This window comes from Thermobacillus sp. ZCTH02-B1, from assembly GCF_002159085.1.
Taxonomy (GTDB): domain Bacteria; phylum Bacillota; class Bacilli; order Paenibacillales; family Paenibacillaceae; genus Thermobacillus.
Window position 1 is genome coordinate 32,973 of sequence record NZ_LZRU01000038.1, and the last position, 16,762, is coordinate 49,734.

The following is a 16,762-nucleotide window of genomic DNA, read 5'->3' on the forward strand; positions in this document are numbered from 1 at the left end:
CCGGTTGATTCCGGTTGATCTTTCACGGAAGCCGGTGTAAGATAAACTTGTCCGGTCGTTCTTTATAGTGAACATTGGTGAACATTGTCGATCTTTATACAGAAGTGAGGGGTTCCGTGGAACTCTCGAAGTCCGATTCCAACGTATTGAAGGGCGCGGCCATTCTCATGATGGTGATGCTCCATCTGTTCGCGAGAAAAAATGTGGGCGATCTGTACTATGCGGAACCGCTTATCGGCGGCGCGCCCTGGGTGTATTACCTTGCCATCATGGGCGACGCATGCCGGCAAATTTATTTGTTCGTAACGGGCTATGCCTTTTATCTCATGGTGACCAACGCGAACGGATCGCTGCTCGGAAAAAACCTCAAACGCATCGCGAAACTGTACGTCAATTTCTGGGTCGTGTTTCTGATTTTCGTGCCAATCGGCATGATGATCGGGGACGAGCGCGTGTTCACGCCGGACATCGGCCGTTTTGTCATGGGCTTCCTGGGCATTTCCAATGCCTACAACGGCGCGTGGTGGTTTCTCCGCGTCTATGTCATTCTGGTCCTGCTATCCCCGGTGCTGATCCGATTCATCAAAAGACAACCGTCAATCCTGCTGCTCGCCTGCTCTTGTGTCCTCTTCGTGTTCGGGCATTTCCAGCGATACCGGCCTTTCCTGGATGTCGGGGATCACGTCGTGGTGGCGGATCTCGCCAATCTGTGCTGGCTGCTCGCCACGTCGCAGTTTTCGTTTGTCATCGGCGCGGTTTTTGCGAAGGAGAAGCTCCTTACCCGGATCGGCAACGCCTTTGCAAACGTGCGGTACAAGAACTTCCTCTGCATCTCCGTTCTTGCCGCCCTGGTCGTATTCCACGGGATGGTCCAATCGTCGATCGTCGCGCCTTTCAATTCCACGGTGATGATCGTGGCTTATACCTTGATGACCAAGCACAAAGTCGTCACGAACGTCCTGCATTACTTCAGCAAGCATTCCACGAACATCTGGCTCATGCACATGTTCTTCTATCTCACGATCTTTCCGGACATTACGTTTGCGCCGAAGTATCCCGTTCTCATCTTTCTCTGGCTTCTTCTGATGTGCATCGCCGTGTCCTACGTCGTCAAGTTCATCACCCATCCTTTGCACCGGATGATCGAGCGGTCATCCTTCTTCTCCCGGCGCGCCATCGCGGAACATCCGTTGATGAAGTCCACTTGAAGCCCTTTGGAGCCGGAACGTTACGTGCACATCACCCGCTGCGACCGGATGTCCGCGAAAATCTCCATCCCGTCCGTCCGCGCCGCGTGCACGACTCCGGCGAGCGGCGCCGCCTCCGGCACCAGTTCGGTCAGCGCGTTGGGCAGCTTGAGCACGCGCTCCGGGTGCCAGACGACGTCCGGCTCGCCGGGCACGAGCGCGACATAGAAGATGCCCGTCTCCACGAGATCGAGGAAGAAATGGCTGCCGTACGACAGCTCGGGCGCGATCCCGGACTCCGCCGCCGCCACCTCGCACAGCACCGCCGCATGGCAAATCTCCGCAAAATGGACCGGCACCCCGAGCGACGGTGTCGTCGTCCCCCACCGTCCCGGACCGACCAGCATCGTCCGCCGGCCCTTCAATGCCCGGTTGATCCGGCCGATCAGCCGGGCGACCGCATGCTTCCCCTGCTCGGGCAGCGCAACATAGGCGTCCGGACGGACGTAGACGACGTATTCCACGGGCAGCCGGACGTTGCCGCCCATGAAGCCGCCGCGCGACGCGAAGAAGCAGCCGTCCGACGTCTCCGGCAGCTCGACCGGCCGGCCGGGCCCGCGCGCCGCAAGCGGCCGGCATTGCAGCAGGTTGACGCGGTACCCGCCGTCCGGACGGAAGTTGACCGTGAACTCGATGTCGACCGGATCCTCGTACACGGCGGCGAGACGCGCCAACATCTCCCGCATGAACGCCGGAAAATCGGTCCGCTCGAGCAGCCCGCGGAAATCGACGATCCAGGGCGCCGGCCGGTCCGCAAAGCCCAGCTCCCGCATGCGCGCGGCCGCCTCCCCATCCGGTTCGGCGATCAGCGTCCGGTCGGCCTTGATGCCGCCCGCCAGCACCCGATTCACATCGCGCGAGACGAGCCCGCCCTCCCGGAACGACAGCAGATCGGCCTCGTGCTGCGCGTATTTCCGCCGGTCGGCGGCGTGCATCGGCGGCAGACGCTTCGGATCGTCCAGACAGACGATCCGCGCGTAATCGCCCTCCGTCCGTTCGACCGCCCGCGTCCCGAGCCCGAACACGAGCCGCAGCATGCCGGCGTTCGTGTCGATGTCCGGATCCCACACGTAAAGAGTCGTCGAATGCCCGACGCCCGCCGCATGCGGGAAGTAGCCGTCCCCGTGCTCGTCGCCGGACACCCGCTGCACGAGCAGCGCCATCTGCTCGTCCTCGCCCGCAAGTCCCCTCATCTGCCGGTACACCAGCGCGTCCTCGTTCATCGCGCTGGCGTAGACGATCCGCACCGCCTGCTCGAACGCCTCGTACCGCTCCTCCGGCGTGCCGCGGTTGATGCAGAAGACGCTCTCGTATTTGCCGGCGAACGCGTTCCCGTATTGGTCCTCCAGCAGCGAGCTCGAGCGGACGATGATCGGAGACTGGCCGTAATGTTCGAGCATCCGCATGAACCGTTCGCGGATGTTCCCGGGAAACCGGCCCGTGCGCAGTTTCTCCCGCAGCTCGGCCGCGCAGCTGAAATAGCCCTCCTTCGTCTTCTGGCGCATGAACAGCTTCCACCAGCCGTTATGGACGATGTACGTATAAAACACGTCCGAGCCGATGTACCAGGAATCGTGCGGCTCGAGCCGGGCCGTGAACCGTTCTCCGCCCTCCGCCTCGAGGATGCGGCGCGCGAGCAGCATGCCGACACTCTTGCCTCCGATATGGCCGCTGCCGATCTGGCGCTCGGCGATCCGCAGCACGTCCGCAAGGGCAAAATAGCGCCCGCACAACCTGAGCAGCCGCGCATCCCGACCGGCGAGCATCCGGAGCAGCCGCATCTTGACCCGCTCCTGCCGCGCGGGCGGCGCCCCGAGCGCCTCCCGCGCCTTCGCGAACATGACGTTCCAATAGTCGAGCCGGTCCTCGCCGCGCGCGACCGCGGCGAACAGTTCGGCCGCTTCGGCGCTCGACGTGATGCTGACGGCCTCGTCGCCGTCGAGCCGGTGCGGGAAGAACATCACGGGGGTGTAGCGGTTCCACGCCTTCAGCGGGTGGATGTAATCCCTGCCGCCGATCCGGTACACGTCGATCAGGAGCTGCGTCGTCTCGCGGATGCCCGCGATCGTCGCAAACGTGTGGGCGTTGCGGATGATCGCGAAATACGCCACCGTCTCGAGCTCGAACAGATACGGACAGGTGACGCGGAAGAAGTTGCCGATCATGAGGTCGGAATGCCAGTCGGCGAGCAGGTCGGTCAGGCAGTCGAACACATAGAACGCCCGCCGGCCTTCCCGCCCGATCAGCCGGTGGACGAAGGCGGCGAACCGCTCGAAGCCCCGTTCGGCTTTGAGAACCACGACCTGCACGCCCGAATCCGGCGCGAACAGCGGCTCGTGGCGGCCGAAGCGGACGTAGATGAGCTTCCGTCCGTCCCGCTCCGCCTGCGCCGCGAACCGCGCGGCCAGCCTCGCGTATTGCGCCGTCTCGTCCACCTGCCAGACGACGTTGTCGCCGAGCCGGAGCCCGTCGACGACGCCGTCGATGCCCCGGATGCCGGTGCTGACCCGGTCGTGCATCACCGCCGCCCACCTCCGCATGGACCATCGCTTATCCCGATTCAACCAGAACCGGATTTCCGCTGTCAATGCGCTGTCAATGAGACGGAATCATTCGGTTACCATGTAATATGTGTAATATGTCAGCATGATGCTTTGCACCATGTCGGCCCGCCCACACGGCACCAGGTTCCCCGCATGCGGACAGGATCGGGTTCGGGCGGATCGCCCGCCGTCGGCGGTCCGGTCCGGCGCATTCGTCCGCAAGGCGGGATAGCGGCACGATCGTCTTCCGCGCCTTCTCGAACCTATCCCCTCGTTCGGCAAACCGCTCTCCCGCCTCTTTTTGCATCCTGTCCCCTTCGCTCCACATCCCCGCATTTCCCCGCCGGATATCGGGTGAGCGCGAAGGAAATGAGGTCAAAAACCGGAATTCGACGGGCGATGTCATGGGAGTGCATCCGACAATCTTTAATTTGGCGGGAAAAACCTTGATTTTGCACCCTTGTGAAAGCGCTGCACCTTGCTATAATGGGACACGAACAGCCAAAGACTGGATCGAAAGGGGATCACGATGTCGAACATTCCGCAACCGAAAGAGCCGCTCGTCCGGCACATCTACACGGCGGACCCTTCGGCGCACGTCTTCGAAGGCAAATTGTACATCTACCCGTCCCATGACATCGAGCACGACGGACCGTCGAACGACAACGGCGACCAGTACCAGATGGAAGACTACCACGTGCTGTCAATGGACGACCTGAACTCGCCGGTCGTCGACCACGGCGTCGCGCTGCACGTGCGCGACGTGCCCTGGGCGAGCAAGCAGATGTGGGCGCCGGACTGCGCGTACAAGAACGGGAAATATTACTTCTACTTCCCCGCGCGCGACCATGAAGGAAACTTCCGGATCGGCGTCGCGGTGAGCGACCGGCCGGAGGGGCCGTTCAAGCCCGAGCCGAACTACATCCCCGGCAGCTTCAGCATCGACCCGTGCGCCTTCGTCGACGACGACGGCGAAGCGTACCTGTACTTCGGCGGCCTGTGGGGCGGCCAGCTCGAGAAATGGCAGACGGGCACGTTCAACCCCGACGGGAAGGAGCCCGCGCCGGATCAGCCCGCGCTCGGACCGCGCGTCGCGCGCCTGAATCCCGACATGCTGACCTTCGCGGAGACGCCGCGCGAGATCCGGATCCTCGACGAGAACGGCGATCCGATCAAGGCGGGCGACGAGGACCGGCGCTACTTCGAGGGGCCGTGGATGCACAAATACAACGGCAAGTACTACCTGTCGTACTCGACGGGCACGACCCACAAGCTCGTCTACGCGATCAGCGACAGCCCGTACGGCCCGTTCACGTACAAGGGCGTCATCCTGACGCCGGTCATCGGCTGGACGACGCACCATTCGATCGTCGAATTCCGGGGCAAATGGTACCTGTTCTACCACGACGCCTCGCTCTCCGGCGGCGTCGACCATCTGCGCTGCGTCAAGTACACGGAGCTGCACTACAACCCGGACGGCACGATCGTGACGATCGATCCGTACGCGTGACCAGGCGCAAGAAAAGGGACAGGCCCGCGGATCCATCCGGCATCCGCGCCTGTCCCTCTTTTCGTTCCGCCCCCTTGCGGCCTTCCGCCCGTGAAATAAGCTCTTCGTCCGCGTACCGTCCGTCCTTTTTACGCTCCAACCGCCACCTGCTGATCCGCCCGTGAAAAAAGCCCCGTCCGCATCCCGCCCGCCTTTTCAACCCGACCTTCCCATGCCGGCCGCCCGATGTCGACCGCCTCGTCGCGGACCGGACGCCCTGCTCACGCCTCCGGCAGCCGCACCGTCACCTTGAACAGATCGCCGTCGACCTCGAGCTCCAGCGTGCCTCCGTGCAAATCGACGATCGACTTCGCGATCGCGAGGCCCAGCCCCGAGCCTTCGGTGTGCCGCGACGCATCGCCCCGCTTGAACCGCTCGAGCAGCTCGTCGACGTCGTCGCCGAGCTCGTACTTCGAGACGTTCTTGAACGCGATCTCCGCCTTGCCGTCCGCGCTTCCGAGCGTAATGTAGGCCCGGGTCCCCTCCAGCGAGTAGCGGATCATGTTCGAGATGAGGTTGTCGAAGACGCGCCACATTTTCGGGCCGTCGACGAAGGCGTAAATCGGCTTCTCCGGCAGCCGGACCCGGAATTCGACGCCCGCCGCGCCGTCCCTCGCGCCCGACTCGGCCAGCGCCTGCTCGAGGAGCTGGACGAGATCGATCCGCTCCCGGTTCAGCTCCACGCTGCCGCTCGCCATCTTGGTCGCCTCGAACAGGTCGTCGATCAGCGCCTTGAGCCGCTTGCTTTTCCGATCGATGATGTCGATGTAGTTCGCCCGCTCCTCCTCCGTGAGATCGGGCTTCTTCAGCAGATCCACATACGTGATGATCGACGTGAGCGGCGTGCGGAGATCGTGGCTGACGTTCGTGATCAGCTCCGTCTTGAGACGCTCGCTTCTCATTTCGCTCGCGCGCGACGTCTCGGCAATCTGACGCAGCCGGTTCCAGTGGCCCGCCAGCTCCGCGATGACCGACCGCCCTTTGACCGGTACATCGCCGGTGGATCGTCCCGCCGCGTGGGCCCGCGCCGCCTCGAGCAGCCGGTTCAGATAACCGGCCTGCCGCAGGACGTACAGCAGGACCACGGCGACGACCGCCGCGACCGCAAGCATATACGGAACCGCAGATTCGTAGGGGCCGACGGTCAGGGTCCCGCACATCGCAAATCCCAGCCCGAACACCACGGCGAACAGCAGCACCGCCTGTGCGCCGACCCGTAAGGAGAGGAACGCTTCCCGGACCGTCCGGTACAGCCGCATCACCAGCGAAAGCCGCCACGCCCCGCCGAACCGTTCCCCGTCCTTCCACGACCGGTACGCGAGCAGGATCAGCGCGGCGAGCACCCCGGTCACGGCCGTCTCGAGCGCCAACAGCCGGACGGTGGTGCCGGCAAGCCACAGGACGTCGCCTGCGGACAGGCGCTCATAGGGCAGGATCGCCTCCCGTTGCAGCCGGAACGCGGCGATGCCGGCGGCGGCGAGCAGCGCCGTCCGGACGTCGACGGGTATCTTCCGCCACAGGGTCCGCGCGCCGGACGGAAGGGCGGCGGGATCCGGCGCGGCCATCCCGAGGGCGGCCCGCTTCCTCCAGACCGCCGCGAGCGCCGTCAGGATGGCCAGCCCTGCGCCGGTCATGCCGTACGCATACCATTGATGCCTCCGATAGTCCGCATACTGCGCCAGGAAGCCGGGCGACTTCGGCACGCCGATCCAGCCCGAAAAATATTTCGCCGGGCGGGCCTCCATCACCCGGGACACTTCTTCCCGGACGGGGAAAAATTTCGGCGGCTCGAAAACCATCAGCCTGCCGTTCACCCGGTCGGGATACTCCAGCACGAACAACATGTCTTCCTTGGCTCTCTCCGCATCGCCGGCGTACGCGGCCAGCTCCGACTCCAGATTGGTGTACACCGTTCCCGTTCCCGATTCGGCGAGATGGAACGCGAACCGGTTCCGGTATTGGTAATAGGCGGCCCGAAAGCTCTCCAGATATTCGAAATGCTGCTTCAGATTTGCCTTCCGTTCCTCCGCAATCCGGTTTCGGATCTCCTCGTCGCTCCATTCCTTCGCTCCATCGTTCAGGCGGCGGTACCACTCGATGTCATCCCGCGTGACCGCGATTTGCCGGCTTGCCTCCTCGAACGTGACCGGCGCCAGTTCGAAAAACATGAGATACTGGAGAAATTCTCCCAGTTCCCCGACGATCCCGCTTGCCTCGATGAAGCTTTTGCCGGCATGCCTGGCGACGTCCGTGAGGCCGGCCGCCACCCCGTTCACGCCGATCGTCAGCAGGATCAGCGCCGTGAAGGCTGCCAGCCTATTTCTCCATCTTGTACCCAAGTCCCCATACCACCTTCAGATAGCGCGGATGCTTCGGATCGATCTCGATCTTCTCCCGGATTTTCCGGATGTGGACGGCCACCGTGTTCTCCGGCCGGAATCCGGGTTCCTTCCAGACGCGCTCGTAGATTTCATCGATCGAGAAGACGCGCCCCGGGTGCGTCATGAGCAGCTCCACGATGCCGTACTCGATCGGCGTGAGGCTCACCGGCTCGCCGTTCAGGCGAAGTTCCTTCGCCTCCGTGTCGAGGGTGAGGCCGTTCAGCCGGATGACGCGGCCGCCTCCCTCGTACATGCCGAGCGTCATGTAGCGCCGAAGCTGCGACTTCACCCGCGCGATCAGCTCGAGCGGATTGAACGGCTTCGTTACGTAGTCGTCGGCGCCGACCTGCAGGCCGAGCACCTTGTCCGCGTCCTCGTTCTTCGCGCTCAGCATCAGGATCGGAATGTTCCGCTTCTCACGGATGCGGAGCGTCGCGGCCAGCCCGTCGAGACGGGGCATCATCACGTCGAGGAGGATGAGATGGACTTCGTGCCGCTCGAGCATGTCCAGCGCGGCGGCGCCGTCCTCCGCCTCCAGCACGTTCAGTCCCTCGTTGCGCAGATAGATTGCGATCGCTTCGCGGATCTCCTTGTCGTCATCGACGACGAGCACGGTCTGTCCGCCCATGTCCGTCCCCTCTTTCTCTTTCGCAATCGGCCGATTACGCCTCCATTATAATGGGCGATTCTTGCGAAACGGGATGGGGAAAGATGAAGAATTTCTTAAGATGCGGGGTTCATCCGGCCGGGTCTTTCCTGTTTCAGATATTCCAGGGGCGACGCCGTATCGACCAGCCCGCTCTCCCGCAGGAACTGCAGGATCAGATGGTGGTGCGAGCAGCCGTGCATCGCGAGAATCCGGTCTTCCGGGCCTTCCGCCAGGTTCGCGATGTTCGTGTACATGATCAGATTCCGCTGGTACCACCACCGCATCCAGCCGATCCCGACGTAATCCGTCCGCGTGCCGATCCGGGCGAAATAGCGGATGTAAATCTGATGGTCGTGCAGGTTGAACGCCGGATCGTTCAGAGCCGTCAGGATTTCGGAAAACGTTCGGTTCATGCGGCCGTGAAGATCCATGCGCCGGATGTGCTCCATCATTTCCGCGTGCAGCGCGGGCTGGTGCTTCTCCGCCCATTCACCATTCGAACACGTCACCCACGCCGCGCTGGCCGGTGTTCTCCATCCAGTCGATCGCGTGCACCTTCGCATGGCCGCATCGCTCTGCAAGGCGGAACGCCAGCTGGCAGATTTCGCCGGACGTTTTCAAGCCCGACGCGAGCTCGCCGGGCCCGCGAGATAGTCCCGATAGTCGCGGTCGAGCAGATCCCCTCTCTTCACGGGCACCTCGACGGCGATCTTCGTCGGCTGGAAACGGGCCAGCTTCCCGACGGCCTCCAGAATCTCCGCCTGCCGGTCCGGTTCGTGATCCGCGTCGGTCATGTGATAGACTCCCAGCACCATGATCGTCGGTTTCAACGGCAGGGCGCCTCCTTTTCCGATTGCAAACGGTTACAAATACGATTCGACCTTTTCGCCTCCGGCTCCTCCAAATATGGAAAAACACGACCGGGTGTCCGCTGATCGCGACTCCCTCGGGGTTTCTCCCGCGCGCACCCGGCACCGCGGTCCCGGGCATGCGGCGGCATCCGTCGGGAATGGAGACGGGCCGGTCTTCATGTTCGCGGACAAGGCGTGTATGATGGGGGAAGGAGCGATTTTTCACCCTTCATTCCATTGTCGGGAGGTGGCCGGCCGCATGAAAAGGAACCGGCTGGGACAATCGGATCTTTACGTGAGCGAGATCGGACTCGGCTGCATGTCGCTCGGAACGGAGGAGGGGCCGGCGGTCCGGATCATCCACGAGGCGCTGGATGCGGGAGTCAATTTTCTCGATACCGCCGATCTGTACGACCACGGGCGGAACGAGGAGATCGTCGGCAAAGCGATCAAGGGCCGGCGCAGCGAGGTGATCGTGGCGACGAAGGTCGGAAACCGCCGCATTCCCGGGCAGGAAGGCTGGGTCTGGGACCCGTCGAAGGCGTACATCAAGCAGGCGGTCCACGAGAGCCTGCGCCGGCTCGGAACGGACTACATCGACCTGTACCAGCTTCACGGCGGCACGATCGACGATCCGATCGACGAGACGATCGAGGCGTTCGAGGAGCTGAAGCAGGAAGGGCTGATCCGGTATTACGGCATATCCTCGATCCGGCCGAACGTGATCCGCGAGTACGTGCGCCGTTCGAACATCGTCAGCCTGATGAGCCAGTACAGCATGCTGGACCGCAGGCCCGAGGAGGAGACGCTGCGGCTCATCGAATCGCGGGGCATCAGCCTGATCGCGCGCGGCCCGCTCGCCGGCGGCATCCTGACGGAGAACGGCGCGGCGAAGGCCGAGAAGGACTATCTCGATTACGGCAAGGATGAATTGCGGGAAGTGCGGAAGCGGCTCATGGAGCTGTGCTCGGGCGGGCGCACGCTCGTGCAAACGGCCCTGCGCTACGCGCTCGCCGATCCGGCGGTGGCGACGGTCATCCCCGGCGCGAGCAGCCTGGAACAGCTCAGGCAGAATCTGTCGGCCGCGGCCGCGCCGCCGCTGACCGAAGAGGAAATCGCCGCGATCCGCGCCGTCACGCGGGCGAACCGGTACGGGCTGCACCGGTGAAGACGGGCGGAACCGGCGCGGAATGGACGCGGCTGACGCCTTCAGCGGCCGCAAATCGAAGATTGGACGAGAAATCCCGGGCGAACCGGGGTTTTCTTGTTGATCCGGGTGATTGACAAGCCGTGAATGGTTTATATACTGATACTTATCTCTGATCATAATCTCCGATAAATCCAATATGTTTTCTAAATTTTGCCTGTTGCGCTTATTCGGTGGGAGGGATCGGCCTGATCATCCTGGACAACCTGGTCAAAACCTACGGGGCCGGGAAAGAAACCTTCACCGTCATCAATCATGTCTCCCTGAAGGTGGAGAAGGGGGAAATCTTCGGCATCATCGGGCGCTCCGGCGCCGGCAAGAGCACGCTGCTCCGCTGCGTCAACCTGCTCGCGCGGCCGGATTCGGGCACCGTCACCGTCGGCGGCGTCGAGCTCACCCGTCTGAACACGCGCGAGCTGCAGGCCCGTCGGCGGAAGATTGGCATGATTTTTCAGCATTTCAACCTTCTTTCGACGCTGACGGCGCGCGACAACGTCGCGTTCCCTCTCCGGCTGGAGAAGATGTCCCGGCAGGAAATCCGGCGAAGGGCGGACGAGCTGCTCGAGCTGGTCGGCATGAGCGGACATGCGGACAAATATCCGGCCCAGCTCTCGGGCGGGCAGAAGCAGCGCGTCGCCATCGCCCGGGCGCTGGCCGCGCAGCCCGACGTGCTGCTCTGCGATGAAGCGACGTCGGCGCTCGATCAGGAGACGACGCGCTCCGTGCTGGCCCTGCTGGGCGACATCAACCGCAAGCTGGGCGTCACGATCCTGCTCGTCACCCACGAGATTGAAGTGGTCCGCTCCATTTGCGACCGGGTCGCGGTCATGCACCGCGGAGAGATCGTGGAAATGGGCAGGACGGCCGATCTGCTGCTCAAACCGCGGCACCCGGCAACGCGCGAACTGGTGCAGGCGGAAGACGTCGACGTCCGGGCATGGATCGGCGGAAATGGCGGCGAAGACGGCGGGACGATCGTCCGGGTGCTTCTGTCCGGCGAAAGCGCGGGCCGGCCGGCGCTGTCCGAAGCGGTCCGCGGCACCTCCGTCCGGTTCGTCATCCTGCACGGCACCGTCTCCCGCATCCGCGACGTGCCCTACGGAAGGTTGACGATCCGTTTCGACGGACCTCCCGGCGAGACATCCGCCGTGATCGGACGGCTCCGGGACATGGGCTGGGAGGTGGAATCCGTCGATGGGATATGAAAATATTCCGTGGCCGCTCATCTGGCAGGCGACGCGCGAGACGCTCATCATGCTCGGCGCCTCGCTCGCGCTGTCCGTGCCGATCGGACTCGTGGTCGGGGTGCTGGTCTTCCTGACCTCCCCCGGGCAGTTCTGGCAGCAGATTTGGGTGCACCGGCTGCTGTCGCTGATCGTCAACGTCACCCGGTCGGTGCCGTTCATCATCATGCTGATCTACGTCATGCCGCTCACCCGCTGGCTGGTCGGCACCTCGATCGGCGTCAAGGGGGCCATCCCTCCGCTGGTCATCGCGGCCGCTCCGTTCTTCGCCAGACTGACCGAGATCGCGCTCCGGGAAGTGGACCGCGGGGTGATCGAAGCCGCCGAGGCGATGGGAACGCCGCGCCTGACCATCATCCGGCGCGTGTTGCTCCGGGAAGCGCGGACCGGCCTGATCGCGGGCATCACGGTCACCGCCGTCAACCTGGTCTCCTACACGGCCATGTCCGGCGTCGTCGGCGGCGGCGGGCTCGGAGATCTGGCGATCCGCTACGGCTATCAGCGGTTCCGGCCCGATGTCATGGCGGTCACCGTCCTGTTGCTGGTCATCCTGGTGCAGCTGCTGCAGTCGTTCGGCGACCGGCTGGTCAGACGGCTGTCCAGGAACCAATAGATAACAATTCACAAGAAGGACAGGAGTGGAGAGAAGATGAAGAAAACCTTGGGTCTTTTGTTGATGGTTTTCGCATTGGTGCTGCTGTCCGCCTGCGGCAACAATTCCGGAGGCAATGCCGGAGACAATGACGCGGCAAACGCCGGCGCGAATGCCGGCAGCATCGGGGATGCCGGCGATTCGTCCGCATCGGAGGACAGCGCCGCCGGAGAACCGGCCGCCGAGCCGGTGACGATCAAGGTGGGCGCCACCCCCGAACCGCACGCGACCATTCTGGAATTCGTGAAGGACAAGCTGGCGGCGGAAGGCGTCAATCTGGAGATCGTCGTGTTCAACGACTACGTGCAGCCGAACGTGCAGCTCTACGAAAAGCAGCTGGACGCGAACTTCTTCCAGCATGTGCCCTATCTCGAGGAGTTCAACGCGGAGAAGGGCTATGACCTCGTGAAGGTTACGGGGGTGCACATCGAACCGATGGGCGCCTACTCCAAAAAGATCGATTCCATCGACCAACTGAAGGACGGCGCGAAGATCGCCATCCCGAACGACGCGACCAACGGCGGACGGGCGCTGGCGCTGCTCGCGAAGCACAACCTGATCACGCTGAAGGAAGGCGTCGGCATTCTGGCGACCGTTCAGGACATCGCGGACAATCCGAAGAACCTCGAAATCGTCGAGCTGGAAGCGGCCACGCTTCCCCGCGTGCTGCCGGACGTCGACATCGCCGTCATCAACACCAACTACGCCCTCGAGGCCGGTCTGGTGCCGACCCGGGACGCGTTGTTCATCGAGGACAGCGATTCGCCGTACGTCAACATTCTGGTCGCGCGTCCGGACAACCAAAATGACGAGGCGATCCGGAAACTGGCGGACGCGCTCAACTCGCCCGAAGTGAAACAGTTCATCGAGGAGAACTACGAAGGCGCGGTCGTGCCCGCGTTCTGACAGGCGCGAGCCGCGGACAAGCCCCGGACATTCCGGAAGATCACACTCCGGACGTCCGGGGCTTTTCGTTGTCCGGCGCGCCCGCCGGCCGTCCCGTCCGCGCGGATGCGGCCCCCGCATGCGGCGGACCCTTTCCCCCGTCCGGCGGACATGTTCCCCGCTCGCGCCTCGTTCGGATATTTTCCCCGCTTGCGCTTCGTTCGGCGGACATTTTCCCCGCTTGCGACGAGTATGGTGGAAGTGGAGGAAGTCTGTTCTTTGCCGGGGGGAATGGAGATTGGGAGAATATATCGAAGTGGAGCCGGGCGTCCGGTTGTACGTCGAGGATCTGAATCCGTCAGGCTCGAAGACGATCGTGTTCATCCACGGCTGGCCGCTGAACCACAGGCAGTTCGAATATCAGTTCGACGAGCTGCCCGCCCGGGGGTTCCGCGTCATCGGCATCGACTGGCGCGGCTTCGGCAACTCGGACAAACCGTATCACGGATACGATTTTGACCGGCTGGCGGACGACATCCGCGCGGTGTTCGACCGGAAGCAGCTCCGGAACGTCGTCCTGGCCGGCCATTCCGCGGGCGGCGCCATCTCGATCCGCTACATGTCCCGGCACGGGGGACATGGCGTATCGAAGCTCGTGCTGATCGCCGCGGCGGCGCCGACCGCTTTCACGCCGGAGACGGCGGAACGGTTTCTGGCGGTGAACGCCGGCGACAGGCCGAACCTGATGCGGCATGTGGCGGACAGTTTCTTCTTCCGCTACGCGACCGAACCGTTCAGGGAGTGGTTCATCGGACTCGGGCTGCAGGCGGCCGGCTGGTCCACCGCGGCGATGATCCGCCTGCTGCGGGACACGAATCTGTATGCCGATCTTGCCGCAATCCGCGTTCCGACGCTGATCACGCACGGCGTCCACGACCGGGTGGTGCCATTCACGCAGGCGCTGGAGCAGCACGCCCGCATTCCGCAGTCCCGGCTCGTGCCGTTCCACTACAGCGGCCACGGTCTGTTCTGGGAAGAGCGGGAGGAATTCAACCGGCTGATCGCGGAATTCGCGGGATGACGGTGTGTCTGCCGCAAGCGCCCGCGCCATTAGCCCTGCATCCTGCATCATGCAAATTTGGACTACATGGGGGCAGCCCGGGCCAAAGCCGGCCCAACGGGCTGCATTTTTGCAGCAACAATGCGGATCCGGAACCTCCGCGGTCTGCGCCCCGATGTGCCAATGTTGCAGGACGTTGCGCTTTCGACCGCGGCCGCTGGCTGGTTCAACCCGAATCCGTGGAACGGCCGCAGCCCGCCGGACACCCGCACCGAACTACATCAGCCACCCCAGCAGCGCCGCGAAGCCGACGCCGGCGAGCACCGTCAGCAGCAGGCTGCGGGTGAGCAGCGCGACGGCCAGCGTCGGGAAGAACGCGAGCCAATCCGGATCGGCGGGCGAACGCCAGGCCTCGCCGTCCGTCAGCACCGATTGCGCCACGAGCGCCGTCATGACGGCCAGCGGCACGTGCTTCAGAAATTTCATCACCGGATCCGGCAGCCTCATCCGGCTGATCAGCACGAGCGGAAGCGTCCGCGGAATCAGCGTCACGATCGCCGAGCCGATCAGGATCCACAGAAACTCGCGGCTTATGCTCATCGCTCGGTCACCGCCCCCGCGATCGCGGCCAGCACCGCCGCGGCCATGACGGCGAGATGCCCGGGCAGCCAGAGGAAGGCAAGCGCGAACCCGCCGGCGGCGCATCCGATCACGAGCAGGTCGCGCCCGTATTGTCTGTTCTGCATGACGATGATCGCCGCGAGCCCGATGAACATGGCCGGCAGCGCATAGTGCAGCCCGAACCGCTCCGGATCGGCGATCCACCCGCCGAGCAGCGCGCCGAGCAGGTTCGCGACGATCCAGTTCGCCTGCGCCGTCACGTTCAGCCCGAACATCCACCGGTCCGCGCCGCGCTCGCCGCCGGTCAGCCTTCCCGCGGCCACTCCGAACGTCTCGTCGGTCAACTGCGCGCCGATCAGGAAATTCTTCAGCGGCGAATATCCCTTGAACTTCGGCGCAAGCGCCGCGCTCATCAGCAGATGCCGGAGGTTGACGATGAACACGGTCCCCACGACGGACAAAACCGGCGCGCCCGCCATCATCATGCCCGCCGTGATGAACTGCGCCGACCCCGCGTACAGAAACAGCGACAACAGCCCGATCTCCAGCAGGCTCATGCCCGCCGTCGCCTCGATCACGCCGGCCGCGAATCCAATCGTCAGATAGCCCAGCAGCGTCGGCACGCAGTCGACGACCCCCTGCCGGAACGTAAGCGTTTCCGCCGTACGGTTGCCCATGACGTTTTCCCCCCATCTGTCCGTGAATCTTGCTGCGCCCCGTTTCAGCGGCACGCGAAAAAGGGAGCCGCGAACGCCCCCGTCTTCGCCCCGATGCGATTGACAAACCGCCTAAATCCGGAGCATGCCCCGGAATCCCCGCGAAGCGTAGTAGGATTCTGCGCCGTTATGGTAGACGAACACCGTGTCGTATCGGCGGTCGCAGAACAGCGCGCCGCCAAGCCTTCGGATCTTCTCCGGCGTCCGGATCCAGCTCGATGTCTTCCGGTCGAACGCTCCGAGCCGCTGCAGCTCCCGATACTGTTCCTCCGTCAGCAGCTCGATGCCCATGGCCTCGGCCATGCCGACCGCGCTGTCCGCCGGCTTGTGCGCCTTGCGCGACTCGAGCGCCTCCGGGTCATAGCAGACGCTGCGCCGTCCCTTCGGGCTCTCGGGCGAACAGTCGACGAACAGGATCTCTCCGGTCTCCGGGTCCCGTCCGACGACATCCGGCTCGCCGCCCGTCCGTTCCATCTCGCGAAGCGACCAGAGCTTCGCGGGATCCGCGGCGTCCAGCCGAACCGCCACTTCTTCCCATGCAATGCCCTCGTGTCGCTCCGGATGCTTCACGAACCGTTCCTTCAGCGCCGCGATCAGCGCTTCCCGCTCTTCGGGCGCAAGTCTCCTTTCGGATTCGGTCATCGTCGGATCTCCTTTCCGCCCCTTTGAAGATGCGAAAACGGGACGCCGATTCCCTGAACCGGATGTCGGTCGTCCCACAAGCGAATGCATGCTGCTTTCAGGACGGACGCGGACCGACCCCGGCTCTTCTCCGCCGGGCCTCCGCGGCAATCCGGCCGCAAAGTCGACGCGCGGCGTTCGCCCGGCTCCGCGGTCCGGCATGTCCGGTTCCGCACCCTGTCCATTCATTATGTCTCATTATGTCCCGACTGCCCCGGAACGTCAAGGCAACGGACTGGCCGGTCTGAGTCAAGCTAGTGTGGGCACCTTTTTTGGATTCTGGATGCGAACTTGAAAAGAACCTTTCCCTTGTAAGCGCTTTTGATCTTCTTCCTTATGGGATTGGCGATTCATTTTTCTGGTATTAGTATCCTCTAAGCCCTTTCAATGCCATGCCCGTTGTGCTACTCTGCCACGGCCCCCTAAGCAACCGGATCATCCCGTTAACGTATCCTTTGGTCGGTCGTATAACGTCC

The 16,762-nt window shown here is 63.6% G+C and carries 16 protein-coding genes; 7 read left to right on the plus strand and 9 right to left on the minus strand.

The genetic code is table 11. The features are described from left to right. Nucleotides 1–116: 116 nt before the first annotated feature. Entirely contained in the window at nucleotides 117–1,208 is a 1,092-nt protein-coding gene (locus tag A9Z00_RS14465) for an acyltransferase family protein (protein WP_296978964.1), read from the plus strand. A 20-nt stretch (nucleotides 1,209–1,228) separates the two neighbouring features. On the opposite strand, the gene A9Z00_RS14470 is transcribed toward A9Z00_RS14465, so the two are convergent. After that, entirely contained in the window at nucleotides 1,229–3,766 is a 2,538-nt protein-coding gene (locus A9Z00_RS14470; RefSeq protein ID WP_296978987.1) for a PEP/pyruvate-binding domain-containing protein, read from the minus strand. A gap of 553 nt (nucleotides 3,767–4,319) precedes the next feature. Between A9Z00_RS14470 and A9Z00_RS14475 the strand changes: the two genes are divergently transcribed. After that, nucleotides 4,320–5,300 (plus strand): glycoside hydrolase family 43 protein, encoded by a 981-nt coding sequence (locus tag A9Z00_RS14475; protein ID WP_296978965.1) that lies wholly within the window; start codon nucleotides 4,320–4,322, stop codon nucleotides 5,298–5,300. Nucleotides 5,301–5,560: 260 nt separating this feature from the next. On the opposite strand, the gene A9Z00_RS14480 is transcribed toward A9Z00_RS14475, so the two are convergent. From A9Z00_RS14480 to A9Z00_RS14500, 5 genes are all read right to left on the minus strand, one after another. Beyond that, on the minus strand, nucleotides 5,561–7,678 hold the full coding sequence (locus A9Z00_RS14480) for a sensor histidine kinase (protein ID WP_296978967.1): 2,118 nt from the start codon (nucleotides 7,676–7,678) through the stop codon (nucleotides 5,561–5,563). Further along, nucleotides 7,656–8,348 carry a response regulator transcription factor gene (locus tag A9Z00_RS14485; protein WP_296978968.1) on the minus strand — a complete coding sequence of 231 codons (693 nt, stop codon included), beginning with the start codon at nucleotides 8,346–8,348 and terminating at the stop codon, nucleotides 7,656–7,658. The genes A9Z00_RS14480 and A9Z00_RS14485 overlap by 23 nt, the downstream gene beginning before the upstream one ends. 95 nt (nucleotides 8,349–8,443) lie before the next feature. Beyond that, nucleotides 8,444–8,821 carry a DUF5694 domain-containing protein gene (locus A9Z00_RS14490; RefSeq protein ID WP_367189631.1) on the minus strand — a complete coding sequence of 126 codons (378 nt, stop codon included), beginning with the start codon at nucleotides 8,819–8,821 and terminating at the stop codon, nucleotides 8,444–8,446. A 37-nt stretch (nucleotides 8,822–8,858) separates the two neighbouring features. Then, nucleotides 8,859–8,990 (minus strand): DUF5694 domain-containing protein, encoded by a 132-nt coding sequence (locus A9Z00_RS14495; protein WP_296978969.1) that lies wholly within the window; start codon nucleotides 8,988–8,990, stop codon nucleotides 8,859–8,861. Further along, the gene (locus A9Z00_RS14500) at nucleotides 8,987–9,199 is read right to left on the minus strand and encodes a hypothetical protein (RefSeq protein WP_296978970.1); all 213 of its coding nucleotides are present in this window, start codon (nucleotides 9,197–9,199) and stop codon (nucleotides 8,987–8,989) included. Before A9Z00_RS14500 ends, A9Z00_RS14495 begins: the two co-directional genes overlap by 4 nt. A 280-nt stretch (nucleotides 9,200–9,479) precedes the next feature. Here A9Z00_RS14500 and A9Z00_RS14505 point away from each other — a divergent pair, with 280 nt between their 5' ends. From A9Z00_RS14505 to A9Z00_RS14525, 5 genes are all read left to right on the plus strand, one after another. After that, nucleotides 9,480–10,388, plus strand: a complete 909-nt coding sequence (locus A9Z00_RS14505; RefSeq protein WP_296978972.1) for an aldo/keto reductase — start codon at nucleotides 9,480–9,482, stop codon at nucleotides 10,386–10,388. A 227-nt stretch (nucleotides 10,389–10,615) separates the two neighbouring features. Next, on the plus strand, nucleotides 10,616–11,632 hold the full coding sequence (locus A9Z00_RS14510) for a methionine ABC transporter ATP-binding protein (protein ID WP_483316327.1): 1,017 nt from the start codon (nucleotides 10,616–10,618) through the stop codon (nucleotides 11,630–11,632). Beyond that, nucleotides 11,622–12,284, plus strand: a complete 663-nt coding sequence (locus A9Z00_RS14515) for a methionine ABC transporter permease (RefSeq protein ID WP_296978975.1) — start codon at nucleotides 11,622–11,624, stop codon at nucleotides 12,282–12,284. Before A9Z00_RS14510 ends, A9Z00_RS14515 begins: the two co-directional genes overlap by 11 nt. Nucleotides 12,285–12,320: 36 nt before the next feature. Beyond that, complete coding sequence (locus tag A9Z00_RS14520) at nucleotides 12,321–13,229, plus strand: MetQ/NlpA family ABC transporter substrate-binding protein (protein ID WP_296978976.1); 909 nt, start codon at nucleotides 12,321–12,323, stop codon at nucleotides 13,227–13,229. 277 nt (nucleotides 13,230–13,506) lie between these two features. Beyond that, on the plus strand, nucleotides 13,507–14,289 hold the full coding sequence (locus A9Z00_RS14525; RefSeq protein WP_296978978.1) for an alpha/beta fold hydrolase: 783 nt from the start codon (nucleotides 13,507–13,509) through the stop codon (nucleotides 14,287–14,289). Nucleotides 14,290–14,544: 255 nt separating this feature from the next. Here the strand turns inward: A9Z00_RS14525 and A9Z00_RS14530 are convergent, their stop codons facing one another. The 3 genes from A9Z00_RS14530 to A9Z00_RS14540 all read right to left on the minus strand — a co-directional run bounded on the left by A9Z00_RS14530 (nucleotide 14,545) and on the right by A9Z00_RS14540 (nucleotide 16,247). Next, on the minus strand, nucleotides 14,545–14,868 hold the full coding sequence (locus A9Z00_RS14530) for an AzlD domain-containing protein (RefSeq protein ID WP_296978979.1): 324 nt from the start codon (nucleotides 14,866–14,868) through the stop codon (nucleotides 14,545–14,547). Further along, nucleotides 14,865–15,566: an AzlC family ABC transporter permease gene (locus A9Z00_RS14535; RefSeq protein ID WP_296978980.1), complete on the minus strand. Its 702-nt coding sequence runs from the start codon at nucleotides 15,564–15,566 to the stop codon at nucleotides 14,865–14,867. The genes A9Z00_RS14530 and A9Z00_RS14535 overlap by 4 nt, the downstream gene beginning before the upstream one ends. Nucleotides 15,567–15,677: 111 nt before the next feature. Continuing rightward, the gene (locus tag A9Z00_RS14540) at nucleotides 15,678–16,247 is read right to left on the minus strand and encodes a DUF4256 domain-containing protein (protein ID WP_296978981.1); all 570 of its coding nucleotides are present in this window, start codon (nucleotides 16,245–16,247) and stop codon (nucleotides 15,678–15,680) included. Between the last annotated feature and the right edge of the window lie 515 nt (nucleotides 16,248–16,762).